Origin of the sequence: Ralstonia soli, assembly GCF_023955655.1 — a bacterium.
Lineage (GTDB): Bacteria > Pseudomonadota > Gammaproteobacteria > Burkholderiales > Burkholderiaceae > Ralstonia > Ralstonia soli.
The window spans coordinates 47,100-71,640 of sequence record NZ_JAMXHT010000003.1; the positions used below are offsets into that span (position 1 = coordinate 47,100).

The 24,541-nt window shown below is 63.4% G+C and carries 21 protein-coding genes; 3 read left to right on the plus strand and 18 right to left on the minus strand.

All coding sequences use genetic code 11. The features are described from left to right. Positions 1–21 precede the first annotated feature (21 nt). From zapE to ugpB, 9 genes are all read right to left on the minus strand, one after another. Positions 22–1,119 (minus strand): cell division protein ZapE, encoded by a 1,098-nt coding sequence (gene zapE, locus NG900_RS07235; RefSeq protein WP_252678626.1) that lies wholly within the window; start codon positions 1,117–1,119, stop codon positions 22–24. Between the two features lie 103 nt (positions 1,120–1,222). Beyond that, the gene (gene lpdA, locus NG900_RS07240) at positions 1,223–2,659 is read right to left on the minus strand and encodes a dihydrolipoyl dehydrogenase (protein ID WP_252678633.1); all 1,437 of its coding nucleotides are present in this window, start codon (positions 2,657–2,659) and stop codon (positions 1,223–1,225) included. A gap of 67 nt (positions 2,660–2,726) precedes the next feature. Then, positions 2,727–3,974 carry a 2-oxoglutarate dehydrogenase complex dihydrolipoyllysine-residue succinyltransferase gene (odhB, locus tag NG900_RS07245; protein ID WP_252678634.1) on the minus strand — a complete coding sequence of 416 codons (1,248 nt, stop codon included), beginning with the start codon at positions 3,972–3,974 and terminating at the stop codon, positions 2,727–2,729. A gap of 147 nt (positions 3,975–4,121) precedes the next feature. Further along, a complete protein-coding gene (locus NG900_RS07250; RefSeq protein WP_252678635.1) occupies positions 4,122–6,986 on the minus strand; it encodes a 2-oxoglutarate dehydrogenase E1 component in 2,865 nt (954 codons plus the stop codon). Positions 6,987–7,278: 292 nt separating this feature from the next. Continuing rightward, a complete protein-coding gene (gene ugpQ, locus NG900_RS07255; RefSeq protein WP_252678636.1) occupies positions 7,279–8,031 on the minus strand; it encodes a glycerophosphodiester phosphodiesterase in 753 nt (250 codons plus the stop codon). Then, positions 8,028–9,125, minus strand: a complete 1,098-nt coding sequence (locus tag NG900_RS07260; protein ID WP_252678637.1) for a sn-glycerol-3-phosphate import ATP-binding protein UgpC — start codon at positions 9,123–9,125, stop codon at positions 8,028–8,030. The genes ugpQ and NG900_RS07260 overlap by 4 nt, the downstream gene beginning before the upstream one ends. A gap of 24 nt (positions 9,126–9,149) precedes the next feature. Further along, entirely contained in the window at positions 9,150–9,998 is an 849-nt protein-coding gene (ugpE, locus tag NG900_RS07265) for a sn-glycerol-3-phosphate ABC transporter permease UgpE (RefSeq protein WP_252678638.1), read from the minus strand. Between the two features lie 18 nt (positions 9,999–10,016). Then, on the minus strand, positions 10,017–10,898 hold the full coding sequence (gene ugpA, locus NG900_RS07270; RefSeq protein WP_252678639.1) for a sn-glycerol-3-phosphate ABC transporter permease UgpA: 882 nt from the start codon (positions 10,896–10,898) through the stop codon (positions 10,017–10,019). A gap of 75 nt (positions 10,899–10,973) precedes the next feature. Continuing rightward, positions 10,974–12,296, minus strand: a complete 1,323-nt coding sequence (ugpB, locus tag NG900_RS07275; protein WP_252678640.1) for a sn-glycerol-3-phosphate ABC transporter substrate-binding protein UgpB — start codon at positions 12,294–12,296, stop codon at positions 10,974–10,976. A gap of 200 nt (positions 12,297–12,496) precedes the next feature. Between ugpB and NG900_RS07280 the strand changes: the two genes are divergently transcribed. Further along, positions 12,497–13,390, plus strand: a complete 894-nt coding sequence (locus NG900_RS07280; protein ID WP_252678641.1) for an HAD family hydrolase — start codon at positions 12,497–12,499, stop codon at positions 13,388–13,390. Between the two features lie 150 nt (positions 13,391–13,540). Further along, entirely contained in the window at positions 13,541–13,864 is a 324-nt protein-coding gene (locus NG900_RS07285; protein WP_252678642.1) for a hypothetical protein, read from the plus strand. Positions 13,865–13,972: 108 nt separating this feature from the next. Here the strand turns inward: NG900_RS07285 and ntrC are convergent, their stop codons facing one another. From ntrC to NG900_RS07305, 4 genes are all read right to left on the minus strand, one after another. After that, a complete protein-coding gene (ntrC, locus tag NG900_RS07290; RefSeq protein ID WP_252678643.1) occupies positions 13,973–15,481 on the minus strand; it encodes a nitrogen regulation protein NR(I) in 1,509 nt (502 codons plus the stop codon). A gap of 77 nt (positions 15,482–15,558) precedes the next feature. Beyond that, positions 15,559–16,764, minus strand: coding sequence for a nitrogen regulation protein NR(II) (gene glnL / locus NG900_RS07295; protein WP_252678644.1), 1,206 nt, complete (start codon positions 16,762–16,764; stop codon positions 15,559–15,561). Positions 16,765–16,768: 4 nt separating this feature from the next. Beyond that, on the minus strand, positions 16,769–17,296 hold the full coding sequence (locus NG900_RS07300) for a DUF4124 domain-containing protein (protein WP_252678645.1): 528 nt from the start codon (positions 17,294–17,296) through the stop codon (positions 16,769–16,771). Positions 17,297–17,453: 157 nt separating this feature from the next. Then, the gene (locus NG900_RS07305) at positions 17,454–18,869 is read right to left on the minus strand and encodes a 3-hydroxylaminophenol mutase (RefSeq protein ID WP_252678646.1); all 1,416 of its coding nucleotides are present in this window, start codon (positions 18,867–18,869) and stop codon (positions 17,454–17,456) included. A gap of 472 nt (positions 18,870–19,341) precedes the next feature. Between NG900_RS07305 and NG900_RS07310 the strand changes: the two genes are divergently transcribed. Further along, the gene (locus NG900_RS07310; protein ID WP_252679816.1) at positions 19,342–19,818 is read left to right on the plus strand and encodes a rhodanese-like domain-containing protein; all 477 of its coding nucleotides are present in this window, start codon (positions 19,342–19,344) and stop codon (positions 19,816–19,818) included. 18 nt (positions 19,819–19,836) lie between these two features. On the opposite strand, the gene NG900_RS07315 is transcribed toward NG900_RS07310, so the two are convergent. From NG900_RS07315 to NG900_RS07335, 5 genes are all read right to left on the minus strand, one after another. Continuing rightward, positions 19,837–20,655: a competence/damage-inducible protein A gene (locus tag NG900_RS07315; protein WP_252678647.1), complete on the minus strand. Its 819-nt coding sequence runs from the start codon at positions 20,653–20,655 to the stop codon at positions 19,837–19,839. Positions 20,656–20,676: 21 nt separating this feature from the next. After that, positions 20,677–21,534 carry an EI24 domain-containing protein gene (locus NG900_RS07320; protein WP_252678648.1) on the minus strand — a complete coding sequence of 286 codons (858 nt, stop codon included), beginning with the start codon at positions 21,532–21,534 and terminating at the stop codon, positions 20,677–20,679. A gap of 92 nt (positions 21,535–21,626) precedes the next feature. Next, positions 21,627–22,601, minus strand: a complete 975-nt coding sequence (locus NG900_RS07325) for a sterol desaturase family protein (RefSeq protein ID WP_252678650.1) — start codon at positions 22,599–22,601, stop codon at positions 21,627–21,629. Position 22,602: 1 nt separating this feature from the next. After that, positions 22,603–23,433: a polysaccharide deacetylase family protein gene (locus NG900_RS07330; protein WP_252678651.1), complete on the minus strand. Its 831-nt coding sequence runs from the start codon at positions 23,431–23,433 to the stop codon at positions 22,603–22,605. 11 nt (positions 23,434–23,444) lie between these two features. Then, on the minus strand, positions 23,445–24,440 hold the full coding sequence (locus NG900_RS07335; RefSeq protein ID WP_252678652.1) for a YVTN family beta-propeller repeat protein: 996 nt from the start codon (positions 24,438–24,440) through the stop codon (positions 23,445–23,447). Between the last annotated feature and the right edge of the window lie 101 nt (positions 24,441–24,541).

The window sequence follows — 24,541 nt, forward strand, 5'->3', positions numbered from 1 at the left end:
GCGCCCGATGGCGCCAACCGATCAGGTCAACGACGTATCGACTTCGCGGCGAGGCGCCTCGAGGTATTCGCGCGACTGCATTTCGATGATGCGCGACACGGTGCGCTGGAATTCGTTGGCCATCTGGCCCTCGGTGTAGAGCTCGTCAGCCGGCACTTCGGCAGACATCAGCAGCTTGACCTTGTGGTCGTAGAACACGTCAATCAGCCACGTGAACCGGCGCGCCTCGGAGGCCATGCGCGGCGTCATCTTGGGCACGTCAGCCAGGATGACGGTGTGGAAGCGCGAAGCGATTTCCAGATAATCGTTCTGGGAACGCGGCCCGCCGCACAGCGTGGCGAAATCGAACCACACCACGCCGCCAGCCTTGCGCGCGGCGCGAATCTCGCGGTGTTCAATGTGCAGCACTGGCGAGTCATCCGGCCCCTCTGCCACCGCGGCAAACGCATCACGCAACGCCGAGTTGGCCTTGGCGCCCAGCGGCGTGTGATACGCCTGCACCTGCTCCATCGCGCGCTTGCGGTAGTCGATGCCGGCATCGACGTTCAGCACGTCCAGCTTCTCTTGCAGCAGTGCGATGGCGGGCAGCACACGATCGCGGTGCAGGCCGTCCGGATACAGCAAGTCAGGCCGGTAGTTGGACGTCATCACAAACTGCACGCCGTTGGCGAACAGCTGATCGAGCAGTCGATGCAGGATCATCGCGTCGGCCACATCGCTGACATGGAATTCGTCAAAGCAAATCAGGCGGTAACGCTTGGCGATGCGACGCGCCAGTTCATCCAGCGGATCGGCGCGGCCGCGCAGCTCTTCCAGCTGGCGATGCACCTCGCGCATGAACTCGTGGAAGTGCAATCGCGTCTTGCGCACAAGCGGCACGCAAGCATAGAACGCATCCATCAGGAACGACTTGCCGCGCCCCACCCCACCCCACATATAAACGCCGCGCGGCAAGTCCGGATGCACGAGCATCTTGCGCAGCGCGCTGGAACGGCGCCCTTTGTAGGCGACCCATTCGTCGTAGCACAACTGCAGGCGATCGACGGCACGCTGTTGCGCTTCGTCGGGCTGATAGCCGCGCGCCTTCAGTTCCTTGAGGTAGGTTTCCTGAACGTTCATCTGCTTTGGCGGGGCCGCTGGGCAATCGCCCGAGCAGCCCAAATGGAACAATGCCCGGCATCTTGCGGATGACCGGGCACCGTGCTCGCTCTTCAGCGAGTCATTACATGTTGAGCTGACGCTTGTCGACAGCCAGCGCAGCTTCGCGCATCACTTCCGACATCGACGGGTGCGGATGGCAGATGCGGCCGATGTCTTCCGCCGCAGCCTTGAACTCCATCGCCACCACGGCTTCGGCCACCAGGTCCGATGCGTTGGCTGCGACGATGTGCACGCCCAGGATTTCGTCGGTCTTCGCATCGGCGATGACCTTCACGAAACCGTCGGATGCGCCCATGCCCAGTGCACGGCCGTTGGCCATGAACGGGAACTGGCCAGCCTTGATCTCACGGCCTTCGGCCTTGAGCTGCTGTTCCGTCTTGCCGACCCATGCGATTTCCGGGAAGGTGTAGATCACCCAGGGGATGCAGTTGTAGTCGATGTGCGGCTTCTGGCCGACGATGCGCTCGGCTACGGCCACGCCTTCGTCTTCGGCCTTGTGTGCCAGCATCGGGCCACGCACCACGTCACCGATCGCCCACAGGTTCGGCAGTTTGGTCGCGCAGTGGTCGTCCACCTCGATGAAGCCGCGCTGGTCGGTCGCCATACCGATGGCTTCCAGGCCCAGGTTGTCGGTGTTCGGCACACGGCCGATCGAGACGATCAGCTTGTCGCACTCGAGCACTTGCGCAGCGCCAGCGGCATCGGTGTAGTTGACCTTCACACCCTTGGCCGACGATTCGATCTCGCCGACCTTCACACCGACGTTGATCTTCAGGCCTTGCTTGACCAGCAGCTTGTTGGCTTCCTTCGCAACGGATTCGTCCGCCGCGCCAAGGAAGCTCGGCAGCGCTTCGAGGATCGTCACTTCCGAACCCAGACGGCGCCACACCGAGCCCAGCTCCAGGCCGATCACGCCAGCGCCGATCACGCCCAGCTTCTTCGGCACTTCGGCAAACTTCAGCGCGCCTTCGTTGTCGGCAACGATCACGTTGTCGACCGGCACGTTCGGCAGATGGCGTGCCTTCGAGCCCGTGGCAATGATCACGTGCTTGGCGGTCACGACTTCCGTGCCGGCCTTGCCCGCGACTTCCACTTGATAGCCAGCGTCGGTCTTGCCAACGAACTTGCCGTAGCCCTTGAGCAGCGTCACCTTGTTCTTGCGGAACAGGAACTCGATGCCCTTGGTCATCTTGCCGACGATGTCGTCCTTGCGCTTGAGCATCTTGGCCACATCGACGCGGGCGCCGTCCACCGTGATGCCGTGATCGGCTAGGTGGTGGTTCACGTTCTCAAACTCTTCCGACGAAGCCAGCAGCGCCTTGGACGGAATGCAACCCACGTTCAGGCACGTGCCGCCCAGACGCGGCTCGCTCTTCGGATCGTCGTAGGCGTTGCCTTCGCAGCACGCCACGTTCAGGCCCAACTGGCCAGCGCGGATGGCGGCGATGTAGCCGCCGGGGCCGGCGCCGATCACCAGCACGTCAAATTCTTTGCTCATGGAGAAATCCTCGATTCGGACGCCGCCGCATAGCGTGGGCGGCGTCTCGTGTCATCAACGCGGTTGATTACAGGTCCAGCAGCAGGCGTGCGGGATCTTCCAGCGCTTCCTTCATCGCCACCAGGCCCAGCACGGCTTCGCGGCCGTCGATGATGCGGTGGTCGTAGGACATGGCCAGGTAGTTCATCGGGCGAACCACAACTTGGCCGTTCTCCACCACGGCGCGGTCCTTGGTGGCGTGCACGCCCAGGATGGCCGATTGCGGCGGGTTGATGATCGGAGTCGACAGCATCGAGCCGAACGTACCGCCGTTCGAGATCGAGAACGTGCCGCCGGTCAGGTCGTCCAGCGTCAGCTTGCCGTCCTGGGCCTTTTTGCCGAATTCTGCAATCTTCTTCTCGATGTCGGCCAGGCTCATCTGGTCGGCGTTGCGCAGGATGGGCACCACCAGGCCGCGCGGCGAGCCGACAGCGATACCGATGTCGAAGTAGCCGTGGTACACGATGTCGTTGCCATCCACCGACGCGTTGATGATCGGGTACTTCTTCAGCGCGTGAACAGCGGCCTTCACGAAGAACGACATGAAGCCCAGCTTCACGCCGTGGGTCTTCTCGAACTGGTCCTTGAACTTGGCGCGCAAGTCCATCACCGGCTTCATGTTGACTTCGTTGAAGGTGGTGAGAATGGCGTTGGTCGATTGCGATTGCACCAGGCGCTCGGCGATACGGGCACGCAGGCGGCTCATCGGCACGCGCTCTTCCGGACGGTCGCCCAGGGCAGCGAAGTCCACCGGAGCAGCCACTTGCTGCAGCGCCGGACGTGCGGCTTGCGGAGCGGCGGCCGTTGCCGTTGCCGGCTTGGCACCACCAGCCACGGCACCCAGCACGTCGCCCTTGGTGATGCGGCCATCGCGGCCCGTGCCGGCCACTTGGCCAGCCGACAGGTTGTTCTCAGCCATCAGCTTGGCAGCCGACGGCATGGCCACGCCACCCGTGGCAGCAGCAGCGGCCGGAGCAGCGGCTGCCGGCGCGGGCGCTGCGGCGGCGGGTGCCGGAGCAGCAGCGCCTGCCTTGCCTTCGGTGTCGATCTTGGCCAGCAGCTGTTCCGACGTGACGGTTGCGCCGTCCGCCACCAGTACTTCAGCCAGCACGCCAGCCGACGGAGCCGGCACTTCCAGCACGACCTTGTCGGTCTCGACTTCGATCAGGATTTCGTCCTGGGCCACGGCTTCGCCCGGCTTCTTCTTCCAGGAGATCAGCGTGCCCTCTTCAACGGACTCGGAAAACTGCGGGACCTTGACATCAACGATAGCCATTTCAGTGGTTCCTTGGATTCATGTATGCGCGCCCTTCTCAGCGGGGCGGCGCTTCAATTCGATATACGGTGGAATTCGACGGTGGAATTCGGTGGCGACGATGCGCCAAGGCGACGGCCGAAGCCGTCGCCTTGATGCGCTTGTCGCTTACTTGGTCAGCACGAAGCCCTTGAGCTTGGCGAATGCTGCATCGATCAGCGCCTTCTGCTGCTCGTTGTGCTTCGCGTAGTAGCCCACAGCCGGCGATGCCGATGCCGGGCGGCCTGCGTAGCCCAGCTTCTGACCCTCGGCCATGTTTTCCATGATGTAGTGCTGCACGAAGAACCAGGCGCCCTGGTTCTGCGGTTCGTCCTGGCACCACACCACTTCGGCGAGGTTCGGGTACTTCTTCAGCTCCGCTGCGAACGCCTTGTGCGGGAACGGATAGAGCTGTTCCACGCGGATGATGGCGGTGTCGGTCTGGCCACGTTCCTTGCGGGCGTTGACCAGGTCGTAGTAGACCTTGCCCGAGCAGGCCACAACGCGCTTGACCTTGGCGGCGTTCAGATCTTCGGCCGTATCGGCGATCACCGTTTCGAAGTGGCCCTTGGCCAGATCCGACAGCGGAGACACGGCGTCCTTGCTGCGCAGCAGCGACTTCGGCGTGAGGATGATCAGCGGCTTGCGGAACATCCGGATCATCTGGCGACGCAGCAGGTGGAAGATCTGCGCCGGCGTGGTCGGCTGCACCACTTGCATGTTGTGGTCTGCGCAGAGCTGCAGGTAGCGCTCCAGACGCGCCGAGCTGTGCTCCGGACCCTGACCTTCGTAGCCGTGCGGCAGCATCAGCGTCAGGCCCGAGGCGCGGCCCCACTTCACTTCGCCCGACGAGATGAACTGGTCGATCACGACCTGCGCGCCGTTGGCGAAGTCACCGAACTGGGCTTCCCAGATCACCAGGGTGTTCGGGTCAGCCGACGAGTAGCCGTATTCGAAGCCCATCACGGCCTCTTCGGACAGCACCGAGTCGATGACGGTGAACGGCGCCTGGCTTTCCGACACGTTCTGCAGGGGGATGTAGCTGCCAGCGTCCCAACGCTCACGGTTCTGGTCGTGCAGCACGGCGTGGCGGTGCGTGAACGTACCGCGGCCGGCATCCTGACCGGTGATACGCACCGGGTAGCCCGAGGCCACCAGCGAGGCGAACGCCAGATGTTCGCCCATGCCCCAGTCCAGCGCCTGGTCACCCTTGCCCATCTTGGCGCGGTTGTTGACGACGTTCTCAACCAGCGGGTGCAGCTTGAAGTGATCGGGGATGGCGGTGATGCGCTCGGCCAGACGCTTGAGTTCGGCCATCGGCACAGCGGTATCGGCGGAATCCGTCCACTTGCGGTTCAGGAACGGCAGCCAGTCCACCGCGAACTTGTTCTTGAAGTTCGACAGCACCGGGTCGACCGTGTGCTTGCCGGCGTCCATGGCGGCGCGGAATTCCTGCACCAGGCCATCAGGCTCTTCGGTCTTCAGCGTGTTCTGCGTGACGAGCTTGTCTGCGTACAGCTTGCGCGTGCCCGGGTGCTGGCCGATCTTCTTGTACATCAGCGGCTGCGTCATCGCCGGCGTGTCTTGCTCGTTGTGGCCGAGCTTGCGGAAGCAGATGATGTCGACCGCGATGTCCTTCTGGAACTCGGTACGGAAGTCCACGGCCAGCTGCATGGCCAGCACGACGGCTTCCGGATCGTCGCCGTTCACGTGCAGGACCGGCGCTTCGATCATCTTGACCACGTCGGTGCAATACAGCGTCGAGCGCGAATCGCGCGGGTCCGACGTCGTGAAACCGATTTGGTTGTTGATGACGATGTGGATCGTGCCGCCCGTACCGTAGCCGCGCGTCTGCGCGAGGTTGAGCGTTTCCATCACGACGCCCTGGCCTGCGAAAGCCGCGTCACCGTGCACTTGCACAGCCAGCACTTGCGCGCCGTGCTTGTCGTCGCGGCGCTCCTGGCGTGCCTTGACCGAGCCTTCCACGACCGGGTTGACGATTTCCAGGTGCGACGGGTTGAACGCCAGCGACAGGTGAACCGGGCCGCCCGGGGTGGTCACGTCGCTCGAGAAGCCCTTGTGGTACTTCACGTCGCCGGCCGGCAGGTCGTCCACGTGCTTGCCTTCGAACTCGGCAAACAGGTCGGCGGGCATCTTGCCCAACGTGTTGACCAGCACGTTCAGACGGCCGCGGTGGGCCATGCCGATCACGATTTCCTGCACGCCCTTCTCGCCCGCGCGCTGGATCATTTCGTCCATGGCCGCGATGAAGCTTTCGCCGCCTTCCAGCGAGAAGCGCTTCTGACCGACGTACTTCGTATGCAGGAAGCGCTCGAGGCCTTCAGCGGCCGTCAGGCGTTCCAGGATGTGCTTCTTCTTTTCCGCCGAGAAGGTCGGCTTGGAGCGAATGGTTTCCAGACGCTCCTGCCACCAGCGCTTCTGCGCCTGGTCGCTGATGTACATGAACTCGGCGCCGATCGAGCCGCAGTACGTTTCGCGCAGGTTGTTGACCAGCTCGCGCAGGCTCATCGATTCCTTGCCGAAATATGTGTTGCTGGCATTGAAGATGATCTCCTGGTCAGCTTCGGTGAAGCCGTAGAAAGCCGGGTCCAGATCCGGAACCGGGGGGCGCTCCTGACGCTTGAGCGGGTCAAGATCGGCCCAACGCAGGCCCACGTTGCGGTACGCGGCAATCAGCTGCGTCGCGGCCACGCGCTTGCGACCCATGTCGGAATCGGCAGACGCGACAATCGTCTTGATCGGGCCAGCCTTGGCGCGCTCAGCGAACGACGTGATGATGGGGGCGTGGGGGATATCCCGGGCGTTGGAACCGTCGACGGCGGGGACGTTCTGCAGCGCATCGAAGTACGCGCGCAGTGCCTCGCTAACGGACGTGGGATCTTGAAGGTACGCTTCGTACTGATCTTCAACGTAGGCGGCGTTACCGCCGGACAGGTACGAAGTGTCCAGGTACTGCTTATACAGCTCAGTCATGGGGCGCTCACTTTTCTCCGGGTCTGCCGGAGTTCAGCGGGTTCATCAACCTTCCGCGACACGGCTTGACCGGTTAGCGGATCGCAAACTAAATCGCCTGAAATCACCTGATCGGACCGGATCGCGCATGGCAGGAAAGAGGGACCGAGACAGCTTTTACAGACAAGTTGTGCGGGAAGGACCTAAGTCTTCACGGGCGGGAAGCATAGCACGTTTATAAGCAATATTCCGATTCTTTGACGTGACAAACGCATAGGGTTATGCCACGCAAAAAGAAGCGTTTTCATCACATTCATGCCGGCGAAATGCGATCCACCCAATCGGTAATGAGCCCGTCCAGCCCGGCGCCCCAGAGCAGCTGGGCGCGATCCACGTCATTGACCGTATAGCAGCAGACGCGGAAGCCGGCAGCGTGTGCCCCGGCAATGATTTCGGGCGTAAGTTCGCGGTGGTTGGCGTCGAGCGCAACGCAGTCGAGCGCGCGCAGACGGTCGAGCCAATCGGCGGGCAGCTTGTCGAACAGCAGTGCGCGCGGAAGCTCTGGTACCGCTTCCCGCGCGGCGGCCAGCGCCTCTTCGGAAAACGACGACAGCAACGGCGGCACATCGGCGCCGGCCCACAGCGTGTGGGCATCGAGCGCCACGGCAGCCCCCGTGCGCCACTCTACGCCGGGCACCGGCTTGATTTCGATGTTGGCGAGAAAGTTGTTGGCGCGGAGGTAGCGCGCGATGGCCGCCAGCGTGGGTACGGGCTCGCCGGCATAGGCCGGGCTGTGCCAGCTGCCGGCATCCAGTTGCGCGATCTGGCCGAGCGTGAGCGCGTCGAGGCGACCGGTGCCGTTCGAGGTGCGGTCCAGCGTGGCGTCGTGCAGCAGGACGGCCACACCGTCGCCTGAGAGTTTCACATCGAACTCGAACATGCGGTAGCCGAACGAGGCGCCATGGCGGAACGCCGCCAAGGTATTCTCGGGCGCCAGCTTGCCGGCACCACGATGCGCAATGGCGCGCGGGTACGGCCAGGCCGGCAAGGTGCGTGCGTTGCTCATGCCTGTGCCTCGATGCGGCGGGTGGTTTGCGGATCGAACCAGTGCAGGTGGTCGGCAGAGGCGGTGATGGGCAGCTTGTCGCCCGCCTTCACGCTGGCGTGCGGCTCCAGGCGGACAACAACCGGGTGACCGGCCAGCGAACCGTAGGCAAACGCATCGGCGCCGAGTGCTTCGACTACGCGCACGTCGATGAATGCGATGGCCTCGTCAACAGCGCATGGCTCGATATGTTCCGGCCGCAAACCCATCAAAGCATGTTCGGGCAGATGCAAGCCCATCGGCAGATGACCCAGCGTGGCTGGCGCATCGCCCCCCTTCGCGCCATCGACGCGGATCTGCGCGCCCTCGCCTGCGTGGCGTGACACCGGCACCAGGTTCATCGGCGGCGAGCCGATGAAGCCAGCCACGAACGTGCTGGCCGGGCGCGAGTACACCTCCAGCGGCGAGCCGATCTGCTCGACCCGACCACCGTTGAGCACCATCATGCGGTCGGCCAGCGTCATGGCCTCGACTTGATCGTGCGTGACGTACAGGCTGGTCGTGCGCAGGCGGCGGTGCAGATCCTTCAGCTCCAGGCGCATCTGCACGCGCAGCTTGGCATCGAGGTTCGAGAGCGGCTCGTCGAACAGGAACACAGCAGGTTCTCGCACGATCGCGCGGCCCATGGCGACACGTTGGCGCTGACCACCCGAGAGCTGACGCGGCTTGCGGTCGAGCAGCTTGCCGAGTTCCAGAATGCCCGCGGCCTGCTGCACGCGCGCCTGAATATCGCTCTTTGGCAAGCCGCGAATCTTCAGGCCATACGCCATGTTGTCGAACACGGTCATGTGCGGATACAGCGCGTAGTTCTGGAACACCATCGCGATATCGCGCTCAGCGGGTTCCAGTTCGTTGACGACGCGGTCGCCAATCCACACCTCGCCGCCGGTGATGGGCTCGAGGCCTGCCACCATGCGCAGCAGCGTGGACTTGCCGCAGCCCGAGGGCCCGACGATGACGATGAATTCCCCATCGCCAATTTCCATGTCGATGCCGTGCACGACCTGGAGGTTGGCGTAGTGCTTCTGCACGTTGCGTAGAGACAGTTTTGCCATTGCGATTCGTCTTTTACTTTTCGCTTATTTCTCAGTTTCCACCAGGCCCTTCACGAACCACCGCTGCATGCCGATCACGATGGCCGCAGGTGGCAGCATCGCCAGCATCACGGTGGCCATCAGCAGGTTCCAGTCGGTGGCGGAATCGCCGGAGCGGGAGATCATCTGCGTCACGCCCAGCACGATGGGGGTCATGCTCTTCTCGGTCGTGATCAGCAGCGGCCAGAGGTATTGGTTCCAGCCGTAGATGAACTGGATCACGAACAGCGCCGCAATACTCGTGCGCGAGAGCGGCAGCACCACATCCCAGAAGAACTTGAGCGGCCCGGCGCCGTCAATGCGCGCGGCTTCGGCCAGCTCATCGGGAATGGTCAGGAAGAACTGCCGGAACAGGAAGGTGGCCGTGGCCGACGCGATGATCGGGATCGTCAAGCCGAAGTAGCTGTTCAGCATGCCGAGGTCCGACACCACCTTGTAGGTGGGCAGGATTCGCACTTCCACCGGCAGCATCAGCGTGACGAAGATCAGCCAGAAGAACGTCTTGCGCAGTGGGAACTTGAAATAGACGATCGCGAAGGCCGAGATGATGGAGATCGCGATCTTCCCGAGCGAAATGCCCAGCGCCATGATCAGGCTGTTCATCAGCATGGTGCCGACTGGCGTGGCCGAGTTGCCCATGCCGTGGGTCAGCACTTCGCGGTAGTTGTCGATGAGGTGCGAGCCCGGGATCAGCGTCATCGGCGCCTGCAGCACTTCTTCGGTCGTCAGCGACGACGCAACGAAGACCACATACACCGGAAACGCCACGACGATCACGCCGAGGATCAGCACGACGTGCGTGAGGAAGTCCAGGAATGGACGGCGCTCAATCATGATGCGGTTGCCCTCCTTTTAGTATTGGACTTTGCGTTCAACGTAGCGGAACTGGACGATCGTCAGCACGATCACCAGCCCCATGAGGATGACCGACTGCGCCGCCGATCCGCCGATATCGAGCCCGCGCACGCCGTCTTGGTAGACCTTGAACACGAGCGTCTCCGTCGCCTTGAACGGCCCGCCCTGCGTGACCGAATCGATGATGGCGAAGGTATCGAAGAACGCGTACACCACGTTCACCACCATCAGGAAAAACGTCGTGGGCGACAGCAGCGGAAACACGATCGACCAGAAGCGCTTCCACGGCCCCGCACCATCGATGGCCGCCGCTTCAATCAACGACTTCGGGATGCTCTGCAGCCCCGCCAGGAAGAACAGGAAGTTGTAGCTGATCTGCTTCCACGCCGCGATGATGACCACCAGCGTCAGCGCCTGCCCGCCGTTGAGCACGAAGTTCCAGTCCACCCCCATCTTGCGGATCACGAACGACACGATGCCCAGTGACGGATTGAACAGAAAGCTCCACAGCACACCCGCCACAGCCGGTGCAATCGCATACGGCCAGATCAGCAAGGTCTTGTAGAACGTGGCGCCACGCAGCGCACGATCAGCAAAGTACGCCAGCGCCAGCGAAGTGCCCAGCCCGACAAGCGCCACGCCAATGGCGAACACCGCCGTGGTCTTGAACGATCCGAGGTAGGTCGGATCGGCAAAGAGATCATGAAAGTTCTCCAGCCCCACGAATTCGAGGTTGATGCCAAAGGCATCCTGGCGCAGCAGCGACTGATACAGCGCCTGTCCCGCCGGCCAGAAGAAGAACACCAGAGTGATGACGATCTGCGGGGCCACCAGCACATACGGCAGCCAGCGCGATCGAAAGACGACGCGTTTTTCCATGCGACATTCCAAAAACGCACCGCCGGCCGGTGCAAGCGCACGAGGCCGGCGGTTCAGACGAGCGCGATGTTGCGCTTATTCCTTGACGGTCTTCTCGAAGCGGGCGAGCAGTTCGTTGCCACGGGCAACGGCTGCATCCAGCGCTTCCTTCGGCGTCTTCTTGCCGGCCCAGACGGATTCCAGCTCTTCGTCAATCACCTGACGGATTTGCGGGAAGTTGCCCAGACGGATGCCGCGCGACTTGTCCGTCGTCTTGACGATCATCTGCTTGACGGCCACATCAGCACCCGGGTTCTTGTCGTAGTAGCCCGACTTCTTCGTCAGCTCATAGGCCGCCATCGTCACAGGCAGATAGCCGGTCGACTGGTGCCAGTCGGACTGGATTTCCGGACGCGACAGGAACGTGAAGAACTTCGCCACGCCTTTGTATTCCTCGGCCTTGTGGCCGCCCATCACCCACAGCGAAGCGCCGCCGATGATGGTGTTTTGCGGAGCACCGGGCACGCCAGCCTCGTACGGCAACGGTGCCGGGCTGAACGCGAACTTGGTGCCCACGCCCTTGCGGATGTTCGCCAGTGCCGCCGACGACCCCGTATGCATGGCGCACTCACCCGCGATGAACTTCGCCTTGGGCTCGTCCTTGCGGCCGGCGTAGGTGAAGTAGCCCTTCTTCTGCATGTCGGCCAGATTCTCGATGTGCTTGATCTGCACCGGGCCGTTGAAGTTGAGGCGAGCCTTCGGGCCACCAAAGCCGTTGTTCTCCGTGGCGAACGACACGTTGTGCCAGGCTGAGAAGCTCTCCAGGTGCACCCACGATTGCCAGTCGGTCGTGTAGCCGCACTGGAAGCCGGCAGCCTTCAGCTTGGCCGCGTCGATGGCCACTTCCTGCCACGTTGCGGGCGGCTTGTTCGGATCAAGGCCGGCCTTCTTGAAGGCGTCCTTGTTGTAATACATGATCGTCGTCGAGCTGTTGAACGGGAACGACAGCATCTCGCCCTTGTTCGACGTGTAGTAGCCCGCCACGGCCGGCACATAGGCCTTCGGGTCGAACTTCTCGCCCGCGTCCTTCATGATCTTAGCGACCGGCACGATGGCGCCCTTGGCGTTCATCATGGTGGCGGTGCCAACTTCAAAGACTTGCAGGATGGCCGGTGCATTGCCGGCACGGAACGCCGCAATACCCGCTGCCAGCGATTCATCGTACTGGCCCTTGTAGACCGGCACGATCTTGTAGTCGGACTGGCTGGCGTTGAACTTGCCGGCGATCTCGTTCACCTTGTCATTCAAGGCGCCTTCCATCGAGTGCCACCACTGGATCTCCGTCACAGCGTACGCGCCTTGCGCAAACGTACACGCGGCCAGCACTGCTGCTGCCCCCGCAATCTTCTTGATCGTCATCGTTTCTCCTGTATACGACGTGATGGCGAGCTTCCTCGCTCTGCCAACGGCGCGCCGACTCTAGCTCAATGGCCGGGCATTTTTATGACAGCGGGATGTTACTTGCCTTTCTGTCACAAAGAAATTGGGAAAACCCTCCAAGGTTTGGCTTGCAACGGCCGTTAGAATGGATTGAAGCCATCCTCTATTGCACCCGCAGCATGCTCGCCCCACCGACCACTCCTGCCGCTCCGGACTCGCCAGAAACCACGCCCGTCATTGCGGCGCGACGCATTCCGCAGCCCCTGCATCAGCTCTCGAATGATGCACTGCGCAATATCACCGGCGTCTTCACGGATGTGGACGGCACGCTCACCACACGGGGCAAGCTGCCCGCGCAGACGTACTCGGCGTTGGAGCAGTTGCACCGCGCCGGCATCAAGGTCGTGCCCGTAACCGGCCGTTCGATCGCCTGGTGTGAAGTCATCGCACGGCTGTGGCCCGTCGATGCGGTGATCGGCGAGAACGGCGCATTTGCCATGCGCGTCGACGCACGCGGCCACCTGGCGACGGATTTTGTCGATGACGCCCAGACGCGCGCGCGTAACCTGGAGCGCATCCGGGAAATCGGCGCGGAGATCCGGCGTGCGGTGCCCGGTTCGGCCCTGGCGACGGACCAGGCCTGGCATGCAGCCGACCTCGCCGTCGACCATGCCGAGCAGGTGCCACCGCTGCCCCAGCATGCGGTGCAGCACATCGTCGACATCATGCGCACGCACGGCATGCACGCCACCGTCAGTTCGATTCACGTCAACGGCTGGTTCGGCAAGCACGACAAGCTAAGCGCCAGTGTGTCGCTCGCCCGCCGTGCATTCAGCATCGACTTGCATGCCGAGCGCGAGCGCTGGGTGTTCGTGGGCGATTCGGCCAACGATGCGGCGATGTTCGAGTTCTTCCCGCTCTCGGTGGGTGTGGCCAATGTGCTGGACGTGATCGATACGCTGCCCGTACCGCCCGCCTACCTCACCGAAGCCGAAGGCGGCGGCGGCTTCGCCGAGGTGGCCGCGCGCATTCTCGGGGCACGCGCTCCCGCCCTGCCCGCACCACGCGGCTGACGGGCCGCGAAATCCCGCCTGCGCCGTCCGCCGCACGCGGCACAGCACTTGCGCCACGATAGGGCGTTGCACCGCTTTGCATCATGTGAAGGCCTCACAACGGTGCATCGCGCAGCAACGTCCCTTTCAACGCCCGACAGGAGGTTTCTCATGCAAACCCAGGAACTGCGGCAGCGGTTCGAACACGCTGAAAGCACCATCGCCGAACTCGCCCGGACGTGCTCGTCGCACCAGAACGTACCCAGTGCGCTGAAGCAGTCGATTCAGGAATTGGACCAGCAAGCCCGCGAGTGTCACTCGCGCGTGCAGGGCGGCAATGAGCAGACGTTCATCGAAGCCGTGGACAAGCTCGAAGCCTGTTCCGACCGTGCCAAGATGGCCTGCCAGAACGCCGAGAAGGTCGACCAGACCGTGCAGTCGGCGGTCATGCGCACGCACCAGGAGCTCTCGCGGCTCAAGCACAGCCTGCACTGAGCGGGCCGGGCTTCCAGAAAAAAAGGGCGGATCCCCTTTCGGAAATCCGCCCAATCCCAATCGCCAAGCTCGACGATATTCGGTTGAACCGGCCTTGTTGACAGAGCGTCAGTCGAAGCCGAGTTCCTGCAATTTGCGGGTGATGGTGTTGCGGCCGATGCCCAAGCGTGTTGCCGCTTCAACGCGGCGCCCGCGCGTGACACCGAGCGCGGCCTCCAGAATGGCCTTCTCAAAACGGCGCGTGAGCGCATCCATCACATCCGGCTGACCGGCCTCGAGCATGGCCTTGGCTTCGCCTGCAAGTGCGCGCTCCCAGCTCGCCGTCACGGAGGCGCCGAGCGCCGTCGTGGACGCCAATACATCGGCCGCTGCCGGCACATAGGGCTCGCCACCGTGCGAAGGCTCGCCGATATAGGCAGGACGCACCGTACCGGCATCCCCTTCTGCGGGCAGCATCTGCGCGCTGCCGCGCACGAGGTCGGCCGGCAGATCCTTGATTTCGATGGTCTGCGCCGGCGCCATGACGGTCAGCCAGTTGCACAGATTTTCAAGCTGGCGCACGTTGCCCGGGAACGGCAGCGTGGCGACATGTGCCAGCGCTTCGTCCGACATGCGCTTGGGCTCCACGCCCAGTTCCTTCGCGCTCTTCTGCAGGAAGTGGCGCGCGAGCAGGGTGATGTCTTCCGGGCGCTCGCGCAACGGCGGCAAGCGCAGGCGGATCACGTTCAGGCGGTGGAACAAGTCCTCCCGGAACAGGCCATCCTTGACGCGCGTTTCCAGATTCTGGTGCGTGGCCGCGATCACGCGCACATTGGCCTTGAGCGGGTTGTGGCCGCCCACGCGGTAGAAGTGCCCGTCCGACAGCACGCGCAACAGACGCGTCTGCAAGTCGAACGGCATGTCGCCAATTTCATCGAGGAACAGCGTGCCGCCCTCGGCCTGCTCGAAGCGGCCGCGGCGCATGGTCTGCGCACCGGTAAAGGCGCCGCGCTCATGGCCGAACAGTTCGGATTCCAGCAGGTCTTTCGGGATCGCCGCCGTATTCAGCGCGATGAAGGGGCCGCTCGCACGCGGGCTGTGCTTGTGCAACGCGCGCGCCACCAGCTCCTTACCCGTCCCGGATTCCCCGGTGATCAGCACCGTCACGTTCGACTGCGACAGCCGGCCGATGGCGCGAAACACATCCTGCATGGCCGGCGCCTGGCCGAGAATCTCGGGCGCATCGCTCAGGCGATCGTCAATCTCTTCCTCGCGCAGGCTTTCTTCCAGCGCGCGGCGGATCAGTTCGACTGCGCGATCCACGTCGAACGGCTTGGCCAGGTATTCAAACGCACCGCCCTGGAACGCCGCCACGGCGCTGTCCAGGTCAGAGTACGCGGTCATGATGATGACCGGCAGCCCCGGGTGCTTCGTCTTGATGGCCTGCAGGAGGTCCAGCCCCGAGCCGCCCGGCATGCGCACGTCGGATATCAGGACTTGCGGCGTTTCTTCATCCAGCGCACTGAGCGCATCGCGCACGTTGGTGAAGCTGCGTGACAGCAAGCTCTCGCGCGCCAGCGCCTTTTCAAGGACCCAGCGGATGGATTGATCGTCGTCGACTATCCAGATTGGCTTCATGTGTTGGTTCGTCTGCTTGACTTCGTATCTCGACACTGCGGCCTGGATCCTTGTGCGCTGCGTGCGCCGATGAAGCGTCAGTGCAGCGGCACCAGAATGCGGAAATCTGTCAGGCCTGGCCTGCTCTCGCACTCGATCAGGCCATCGTGCTGTTGCACGAATGTCTGCGCGAGTGTCAGGCCCAGTCCGCTCCCCCCCTCCCGCCCCGACACCAGCGGGAAGAAGATTCGCTCGCGGATGTCGTCCGGGATACCAGGACCGTTATCCACGACATGCAAGTCCAATGCCAGCTTGTAAAGCCGTTTTGCGATCGTGACTTTGCGCGCCACACGCGTGCGCAGAATGATCTCGCCGTCGCCCTGCGCAATGCGCGGTCCCAGCGCATGCGCCGCGTTATGAACGATGTTGAGCACGGCCTGAATGAGCTGCTCCTTGTCGCCGCGAAACTCCGGCAGGCTCGCATCGTAGTCGCGTACGATGCGCAGCCCCTGCGGAAACTCCGCCAGCACCACCGAGCGCACACGCTCGAGCACCTCGTGGATGTTCACATCGCCGACGATGTGCGGATGCCGATGCGGCTCCAGCAGGCGATCGACCAGCGTCTGCAGCCGGTCGGATTCCTTGATGATGACCTGCGTGTATTCCCGCAGCGAGCGCTCGGGCAGCTCGAACTCCAGCAACTGCGCCGCGCCGCGAATGCCGCCCAGCGGGTTCTTGATCTCGTGCGCAAGGTTGCGGATCAGCTCTTTGTTCGCGGAGGTCAGGTCCAGCAGGCGCTCTTCGCGCTCGCTGCGGATCTTCTGCTCGTTGGGCAGCAGCTCCAGCAGCACGGCGCCTGGCGCAAAGTCGATCGCCCCCACCACCGCATGCGCGTGCAACGACTCGTGGCCCGGACGGTCAAGCGACACGTCGCGCCGCTTGGCATCGAACTGGCGGACGGCCACGGTGGCGATCATCTCGGCCAGCTCCGACGGGTCGACAAACAGCTCGTGCAGCGACATTTCCACCAGCTGACGGCGGGACACGGCCAGCGCGGCTTCAGCGGCGGGGTTCGCGTAGAAGACCGTCAGCGCCGGATGGCTGACGAACAAGATAGGATTGGGCACCGCATCCAGCCCCGGATACGAGGGCGGTGCACCGTGTGAAAACGGAATGGGCGGCGGCCCATCGATGACATCGCCGGTGGAAGCTCCCAGCACGGCGGCGGAGACTGACGGCGCGGATGGCGTCGTCTGTTCCTGTTCATCGCGGCGTGCCGCTTTGCGGATCAGTCGACGCGTCACTCGGCTACTCCTTCAGGTTGCCCAGCTCCCGGCGGATGGAATCGACATTGGCCTGACTGCGCTCGATGTCGCTCTTCAACTGCGCGGTGCGGTCCAGATATTTCTGATAGTTACGTTCATTGCCCTGGCGTTCGGGCTGACCGTTGTTGTATTCGGTCTTCAAGCCTTGGAGCTTGCGCTCCTCTTCGGCCAGTTCGGCTTCCAGCACCTGGCGTCGCTCGCTATCGCGCGCCTTCTGTGTGGCGCTGTCCACGCGCGGGAATGCGCCTCCCGCATTGCTACTGCTGGGTGCCGGCGTTGGCGCCGCCCCTGCACTACGCGGGCTACGCGTGCCCGGCACGGTCACCACGTCCGGCAGCGTCAGCTTGCGGCAGCCCTTCACATTGCCACTGTTGCGATACTCCGGCACGCCGTTCGGGCCCGTGCACAGATAAACGTCATCGGCGTACGCAGGTGCCTGCATGGACAACGCTGCAAGCACTGCCGCGCTGGCAAGCAGTCCGGATGCAATGCGTGAGGAAGGACGGAACATGGATGAAACCTGGCGGAAACGTCGATCGGGCGCCGGAATCCGGCGATCGCTCATTCTAGCCACAAACCTTCCCTTCACAAAAAGGAAGGGCGACCTGCGCCGCCCTCCTTTGACAACCGTCTCTTCGCCCCGACGCATCGGCCGGGGCGCTCGCAAATTACAGCGAGTAGTACATCTCGAACTCGAGCGGGTGCGTCGTCATGCGGAAGCGCGTGACTTCTTCCATCTTGAGCTCGATGTAGGCGTCGAGCATCGAGTTGGAGAACACGCCGCCACGGGTCAGGAACTCGCGATCCTTGTCGAGGTACTCGAGGGCCTGATCCAGGCTCGAGCACACGGTCGGGATCTTTGCGTCTTCTTCCGGCGGCAGGTCGTACAGGTTCTTGTCGGCAGCTTCGCCCGGGTGGATCTTGTTCTGCACGCCATCCAAACCAGCCATCAGCAGCGCCGAGAAGCCCAGGTACGGGTTCATCAGCGGATCCGGGAAGCGCGTTTCGATACGACGGCCCTTCGGGTTCGCCACGTACGGAATACGGATCGAAGCCGAACGGTTACGTGCCGAGTAAGCCAGCTTGACCGGAGCCTCGAAGCCCGGCACCAGACGCTTGTACGAGTTCGTGCCCGGGTTGGTCAGGGCGTTCAGTGCGCGAGCGTGCTTGATGATGCCGCCGATGTAGTACAGCGCGAATTCCGACAGACCGGCGTAGCCGTTGCCTGCGAACAGGTTCTGGCCGTCCTTCCACACCGACTGGTGAACGTGCATGCCCGAACCGTTGTCGCCCACGACCGGCTTCGGCATGAACGTGGCGGTCTTGCCGTAGGTATGCGCGACGTTCTGGATCACGTACTTCTGCAGCTGCGTCCAGTCAGCGCGTTGCACCAGCGTGCTGAACTTCGTGCCGATTTCGTTCTGGCCCTGGCCAGCCACTTCGTGGTGGTGCACTTCAACCGGAATGCCCAGCGATTCCAGGATCAGGCACATTTCCGAGCGCATGTCTTGGAACGTGTCGATCGGGGCGACCGGGAAGTAGCCGCCCTTCTTGCCCGGACGGTGGCCCGAGTTGCCGTGTTCGAAGTCCTTGCCCGACGACCACGGGGCTTCTTCGGAATGGATCTTCACGAAGCAACCTTGCATGTCGATGTTCCAGGTCACGCCGTCGAAGATGAAGAATTCGGGTTCCGGACCGAAGTAGGCGGTGTCGCCCAGGCCGGAGCTCTTCAGGTAGGCTTCAGCGCGCTTGGCGATCGAGCGCGGGTCGCGGTCGTAGCCCTTGCCGTCCGACGGCTCGACCACGTCGCAGGTCAGCACCAGGGTCGGCTCTTCGTAGAACGGGTCGATGTGGCCGGTGTTTGCATCCGGCACCAGCAGCATGTCCGACGCTTCGATGCCCTTCCAGCCGGCGATCGACGAGCCGTCGAATGCGTGGCCGCTTTCGAACTTGTCTTCGTCGAAGTGCGAAACGGGGACCGAGACGTGCTGCTCCTTACCCTTGGTATCGGTGAAGCGGAAATCGACGAACTTGACGTCGTTTTCCTTCACGAGCTTCATCACGTCTGCAATGCTTTGGGACATGCCATTCTCCTGGTAGCGCAATAACGCAAAGTATTGTGAGCCGGTTGTGTGACGGATCGCTGCGCACTCGGCGGCAACTCGCCTCCACTCCGAAACATCTTCTTTCCAGCAAGGTCGTCCGGCACACCCGAACGCCCCTGAAAAAGACCGCGGGAATCTTAGCAGAAACTATGCCAATTCCCCTCCACCTGCCGGGATGCGCTCCCGCAAATAGTGCAGTGCCGCGCCAGCCTATGCCTGGCACGGTGCGCAAGACCGGGCAAGCCACAGGATTGACGTGGTCCAAGATCACCTCGAATCACCCCAAGGCTGTCCCTGCAACATAGCCATCGCACAAACACGGTGCATCAAGACAGTAAACGCACCGTTTGCGTGCACAAAGGCGGTGCGCGCACCATCTCGGGGATTTTCACCCGCGCCACGAAAGGGCGGCGCTAAAATGCTTGTTTCCATTTCGCCGACCTTGCCCGCCATGACTGCCACCACGCTCACCCGCGAGTCCCTGCTGGAAGCCGCCGCTGCCCGCCGCCAGGCGGATCAGTTGCCGTATTTCGGAGCCCTGTCGCCGCAGGAGGCTGCCGCATTGCTAGCGGCCGATCCGCAGGCACGCCTGGTGGACGTGCGCACGCGCGCCGAACTTGACTGGGTCGGCACGCCGGACGTCCCGCCCGGCCAGTTTGTGCATGTGGAGTGGAACCAGTATCCGGGCGGCGTGCGCAACGCCAATTTCCTGAGTGCGTTGGAGGCCGCCGTGCCGAAGGAAGCACCGGTGCTCTTCCTGTGCCGGAGTGCGGCACGCTCCAAGCATGCCGCCGCAGCGGCCGCCCAAGCCGGTTACACGGCGGCGATGGATGTGCTGGAAGGTTTTGAAGGCGCGAAGGACACCGAAGGCCACCGCAAGACCGTGGAAGGCTGGTGCTTCCGCGGCCTCCCCTGGCACGGCGCCTGAGCCCCGCGGCGTCGACCTTCAGGACGCCGCAGCGGCGTCCGTCTCGAAAATCTCGCCGCCAAGCGCCAGCGCGCCTTCACGCAGCACCACATACGCGCGCGCGACGGCTTCGGGCGAGCCCTTCACCCCCAGGTCGATGTGCGAGCGGGCATAGCGCTCGCCGCGCGCTGCGTCGCCCACACTGGGGAGACTGAAGACCTTCACACCATCGAACTCGGCTTCGATGCGCTCCATCAGCGGCGTGAGCCGCGACTCCGGCAAGCCGAACACCAGGAACGAGCGCTCCTCGCGCGGTGCGCGGTGGAACTGATCGGCGTAGTAGGTCTCGAGCACCCACTCCATCATCGGCCACGCCATCACCGGGAAACCCGGCATGAAATGGTGATGCGCCACCGAGAATCCGGGGATGCGGTTGTAGCTGTTGGGGATGATGCGCGCGCCCTGGGGAAACTCGCCCATCTTGAAGCGGTGCTGGTTCTCGGGGGTGGAAACATCGGCCTTGACCGGATCGCCTGCCGCCGACTCGATGATGCGCTGGGTAATCAGTTCACGTGCTTCCGGATGCAGCTCCAGCGGCACGCCCAGCGCGGCGGCGGCGCATTGGCGCGTGTGGTCATCGGGCGTGGCGCCGATGCCGCCGGTACAGAACACCACGTCGTCGCTGGCGAACGTGCGCTTGAGCACGCTGGTGATGCGCGCGGGCTGGTCGCCGACGTATTCCGCCCAATCCAGTGCCAGACCACGCTCGCCGAGCACTTCGATCAGCTTGCGCAGGTGCTTGTCTTCGCGGCGGCCGGAGAGGATCTCGTCGCCGATGATGATCATGCCGAAAGCCATGTCAGTCCTGATGGTTCTTGATTATTCGCGGGGCAATTCAATGGTGGTGACCTCGATCACGCTGGCTTCCACCATGCATGCGGGCGGCGCCTCGGCACGCAGGCGTGCAAGCGCGCGCAGGCAGAAGTGCCCGAACCACAGCGCCGAGAAGATGAAGATCAGCACATACAGCCAGATGACAGCGATGGCAATGATCGGGAACAGCACGATGGTCACCACCGACGACACCCACAGCAGCGTCGGCGCCGAACCCAGCATGCCGACAGCAATGCCGATGCCGAGCAACGGCAGCCGGTAGCGCTGCATGATCGCGCGACGTTCCTCCGCCGTGGCGTGGTCGGCCAGCGCGTCGTACGTCATCAGGCGATAGGTCAGCCAGCCCCACAGCAACGGCGGGATCAGCGCGAAGAACGGCGGGATCAGCCACAACGGCAGCGTGATGACAGCCACGAGGATGAACACCAGCGTGCACAGCAGCGCATGCGTGAGGCTGCCCAATACCGAGCCGCCCTTGCGGCGCTCAAGCTGCGGATAGCTGCGATCGAGAAAGCGCATGACCACCGGCACCGACGCCACGCTCACCAGCACGAGGATCGACACGACGATCACCGGCACCAGCAAGGTGATGACCAGCAGCGGCGCAATGGCCGACCACAGCCCCGTCATGCCGATCGCGTTGAGGCCGCTCTTGATCCAGCCCATGAACGCCCAGCTTTCCACGGCATCGCGCGCCACGCCATTCATGGCGTCCCAGCCGAAATACAGCACTCCGCCCCAGACCACCAGGGCCACGACGAACGGCAGTACCGTCAAGAACAGCATGCGCGGATGCAGTTGCGAAAGCAGCGCACGGCCAAACGAGCGAATCAGGTCGTTCATGCGGGGGGGAGTCGGGAAATCAGGGAGCGGACAGCCTAGCACAGCGTGCGGACATGACGCAGGCACCGCCAAGCGTCGCACTGCGCCTGGCCTTACGCGCGGCCGAACAGTCGCTTGAGGCCAAGCCACTGCTGGCGCAGCACGCCCCGGCCGTAATCACGCGAACGGCCTTGCGGCGCGGGAAGTTGATCGCGGATGCCGGTGGCGTGGTACTCCGGCGAAAAGATGGCGGTGCCGAACAGCATGTCCCACCACGGAAACAGCACGCCGAAGTTGCAACCGCCGAGCACGCCCGGTTTGCCCGGCACCTCATGCCCGAGGCCGATGGCGTGGTGCAGACGATGGAAACGCGGCGAGATCAGCAGCCGTTCACCCAGCCAGCCGAAGTGCAAGCGCACGTTGGCATGCTGCAGGCTTTGCAGCAGCTGCGAGATGGCGACCAGCAGCACGTACTGCGAGGGCTCCACCCCGATGATCAGTGCGGCGATGGCGAACACTGCCCCGCGCAACACATCGTCGAGGATGTGGTTGCGGTCATCCGACCACAGCGTCATCTGTTGCTGGCTGTGATGCAGCGAATGCAGGTTCCACCACCAGTGGAACTTGTGCGACAGACGGTGATACCAGTAGTCGAGCAAGTCGAACAGCACCAGGTAGATCAGGAAGCTGACGATGGCGACGGACGTCACACCCGGCCACCAGTCTTCCACGTTCAGGTGCGCCCAGCCCCAGAAACGCAGCTTGCCGTCCAGATCGTCGATCAGCGGCTGCAGCGTGAAGAACATCAGCAGCGGAAAGAAGCCCAGCCGGTGGAACAGCGTGTAGAAAATGTCCGCGCGCACAGCCTTGCGATCGTGCACCGGCTCCACCGGACGCCAGCGTTCCAGCGGGCGGAAGATCAGCAGCAGCACGGCGATCTGCACGAGGCCCATCAACAGCCATTCGGTGCCGGGGTACGCATCTTCAACGTAGCCACCCAGGCCGATGGCGTAGGTGATCGGCATCACGACGTGCTGAAAGAGCACGTCCTGCGCTTGCGTGAAGGTGTCGGCAATCCAGTCGAACATGTCAGCGTGCTGCCGCGTGTGCGGGGTGAGCAGCAAACCAGGCCTTGTACTGCGGATGATCGCGCAGCGTGGCGAAGCAGAAGCCCTTGCGCTCGAGGCCTGTGATCAGCGGTTCCAGGTCAGCCGGTGCCCATGGATCCTTGCGCGACCAGATGCCAAGGTGCGCCATGGTGATATCGCCATCGCGCACGCTGGACAGCGCCTTTTGCAGCAGCGCATCGTTGGGATAGCGCTCGGACGGCAGCTCATCGCCAAGAAAACCTGCGGGCGCCCAGGCCACATGCGCAAACCCACACTGCTTGGCCCAGCCCTCTGTGGTGGCCGAGAGGTGGCCGCCAGGCGCACGCCACAGCGGGTCCATCGGCTGACCGGTCATGACCTTGAAGCGATCGGCGCTCCGCTTGAGTTCGGCGCAAAACTCGGGCTCACCCCAGACGACGTTGCGGCCGCCCTGCTCGCCAAACTGCGGGCGGAAGCGGACTTTGCCTGCCCCAGCCTCGCCCTTGTAGTAGACGTGGTCGAACGTGTGGGTGCCAAAGGCGTGGCCGTCCGCCGCCAGGGATTTCCAGTACGGCGCCCAGCCGTCATCGAGCGTGCTGTCGCCGTGGATGGTCTTCTCGTTGGCGAGGAAGAAGGTGGCCTGGATGCGGTGGCGGCGCAGCGTGTCGGCAATCAACTGCGCCTGGCTCATGCTGCCGGTGTCGAATGTCAGGTAGACGGTGCCCCTGCACGCGCCGGCATTCACACCGCCCGGTGCGGCAGTCGCCAGCGCACACAGCCCCAGTGCCGCCGTAGCGGCCGCCGCGCGAAACACCGACATACCGGATTTCATGGTCACCACGCTCAGATCAGGGGCGCGCGCGAGCGGAAGTAGATGCCGTGCGGCGAGCGCCCGACCTTGATCTTCTCCACCACCGTACGGCTTGCCACATCGACGATGGCCACGGTCTTGGCCCAGCGGCAGGTCACCCAGAGCTGTTTGCCGTCGGCGGTCAGCTCCATGTCATCCGGGCCGGGCGGCAGGCCGGTGATATCACCCACCTTGGTCAGCGTTTGCTGATCGATGATGCTGATCGTGCCCGACACGCGGTTGGACAGGAACAGGTGGCGCTTGTCGCCCAGCGCGCGGAAGTTGTGCGCGCCCTTGCCGGTCGGGATGCGCTTGACGGTGGTGCGCGTGCGCCAGTCGATGACTTCGACGTAGTCCGCGCCGGTCATGCCCACCAGCAGGTATTTCTGGTCGGTCGTGACCCACACGCCGGCCGGCGCGGACCCAATGGTCATGCGCCACATCACGGTCTGCGTGGGCAGATCGATGGCCACGACTTCGTTGGAATCCTGCACCGTGATGAACGCGATCTTGCTGTCCGCCGTGAAGGCGATGTGGCTGGGCGTCTTCGCCATCGGCACTTGCTTGGCGATGGTCAGCACGTGGCCGTCCCAGCGGTAGATATCGACGCGGTCCAGACGGTTGCCGGTGGTCAGGAACCACTTCTGGTCGGGCGAAAAGCCGATCTGGTACGGGTCATCGATGCGCGGCACGCGCTGTTGGATCTTGCCGGTGACCGGATCGAGGAACACCAGATCGTTGCCGACCGCATTGGCGACGATCAGCGATTTTTCGTCCGGGGTGGCGATCAGGTGGTGCGGTTCCTTACCGATGGGGAACGTCTCCAGCACCTTGCGGGTGTCTTTGTCGATCAGAGAAACGCTGGCGTCGCCCGAATTGAGCACAGTGACGACTTCAGCACGCGCCGCATGCGCGGCCATCAGGGCTGCGGCCGACAGGACAAGCGTGGAAAACCAACGGGAGGCAAACGAGGCGCGCGAGGCAGACATAGCGAGAAGATTCAGCAACTTAGCCAGCCATTTTAACGCCCGCCTTTACGGCACCGCTGACACAAATCAAAAAAAGAAAGCGGGAACTTTCCCCGCGCCCG